Annotated in this window: 3 protein-coding genes; all 3 read right to left on the bottom strand. The window is 72.7% G+C overall.

All coding sequences use genetic code 11. The features are described from left to right. Positions 1-167: 167 nt before the first annotated feature. Positions 168-947, bottom strand: coding sequence for a hypothetical protein (locus tag AB0M39_RS42055; protein ID WP_365374494.1), 780 nt, complete (start codon positions 945-947; stop codon positions 168-170). A 4-nt stretch (positions 948-951) separates the two neighbouring features. Beyond that, entirely contained in the window at positions 952-1,260 is a 309-nt protein-coding gene (locus AB0M39_RS42050; protein ID WP_365374491.1) for a hypothetical protein, read from the bottom strand. Beyond that, positions 1,257-1,504 (bottom strand): hypothetical protein (locus AB0M39_RS42045; RefSeq protein ID WP_365374488.1); only part of this gene is annotated, 248 nt, incomplete at its 5' end. The genes AB0M39_RS42050 and AB0M39_RS42045, both read right to left, overlap by 4 nt.

The following is a 1,504-nucleotide window of genomic DNA, read 5'->3' as shown; positions in this document are numbered from 1 at the left end:
CCGGGGCCGTGGTCGACGACGGTGAAGTCCAGGTCGAACTTGGCCATGCCGGTGTCCATGTCGAACCACTCGGTGGGCAGGCCGAACAGCTCGGGTCTCCCCCTTGAGGGGGATCCGGCCGTCCGGGGTGGCGGTGCTGAGGGTGGCGAGGGTGCCGGTCCAGAGGTTCATGCGGTCTTCCTGACGCTGCGCTGGGGGATGAAGGACAGCTCGCCGGGGCGTCGGCTGTGGGGGCGGAGGTATCGGGGCCAGCGCTCGGTGAGCGTCTTGACGAGGGCCAGCTCCGCGGAGGGGGTGCGGTTGGTGACGGCTCCGCCCCGGTTGCTGTAGTGCTGGTAGCTGGCGACGAACATGTCCAGCCGGGCGACCTTGCCGTAGCGGTCGATGTGGCCGCAGGTGTAGTCGTAGTCCTCTTTGAAGGGCAGGGTCTCGTCCCAGCGGACGGCGTCGGTGTCGGTGGCGCAGAGGCTGCCGATGATGAAGCCGTAGTCGAGCTGCTTGCCGCGCGCGAAGTAGGCGTTGTCGGTGGGCGGGACGCCCGCGAGGTGGACGGTGCCGTCGAGCGCCTCGAGGATGGCGTCGCGCAGCTCCCACCAGGCGGCCGGGCGGGCCTTGCCTCCGTCTGCGGGGATGAGCTTGAAGCCCTTGCAGTCGTCGTCGGTCTGGATGCAGACGACGCCCTGTTCGGCGGCGTGGTCCATGGCGGCGTTCCGGGCGGCGCACAGGGCGTGCCGTCCGGCTGGGGGGTCCGTGACGGGGAGCACGGCGTCGGCTCCGGCGGCGGCGTAGTCGTGGCGCTCCGGGCGGGGCACGACCCAGGTGATCGGGTCGGGGCTGAACAGCTCCTTCATGGCGGGCACGTTGGCGGGGCGTCCGGCGCTGATGGCGTAGACGCCCCAGCCGCGCCCGTCGCGCACGCGGTAGGTGGCGGCGGCGGGGGTGGTCATGCGGTTACCTCCGGTGGTGTCGGGGGGCGGGGCCGTACGGGGTGGCCCAGGCGGGCCGGTCGCGGCGGGCTGCGGGGCCCTGGCCGCCCGTGATTCCGGAGCCCTGGAAGGCTTCGGCTAGCTGCTTCATCGCCTCGGATGCGGCCTGGGCGGCGGAGCGGACCGCTTCCAGTCCGTCGCGGATGCGGGAGGCGATGGTGTCGATGACGGCGCGGAGGCGGGCCTTCTGTTCCGGGGTGAAGGGCCGGATGCGAGGCATGGCCGGGCGGCGGGCGGGCCGCCCGGCCGGGCGGGCGGCCGGGTAGTGGGTCATGCGGGGCTCCAGAAGGTGCGGAACGCGATGTCGGGTACGGGGATGTGCTCGCCGCTGGGGGTGGTGACGATCCAGTCGCTGGGGCATACGACGTGTCCGTCGTCGCCGGATTCGATCCAGCCGTGGATGCGGAGCTGGAGGCGGCAGTGCGGGCAGACGGCGTCGCCGGGGAATTCGGGGTGCCGGTAGCAGCGCACCACGCGGCCTTCGTGTCCGGGCTGGCCGTCGTCGGGGTGGTCGCCGT

This window comes from Streptomyces sp. NPDC051907 (assembly GCF_040681075.1).
Lineage (GTDB): Bacteria > Actinomycetota > Actinomycetes > Streptomycetales > Streptomycetaceae > Streptomyces.
Note: the sequence above shows the minus strand (reverse complement) of the source record. Positions and strands in the feature narration are given on the sequence as shown.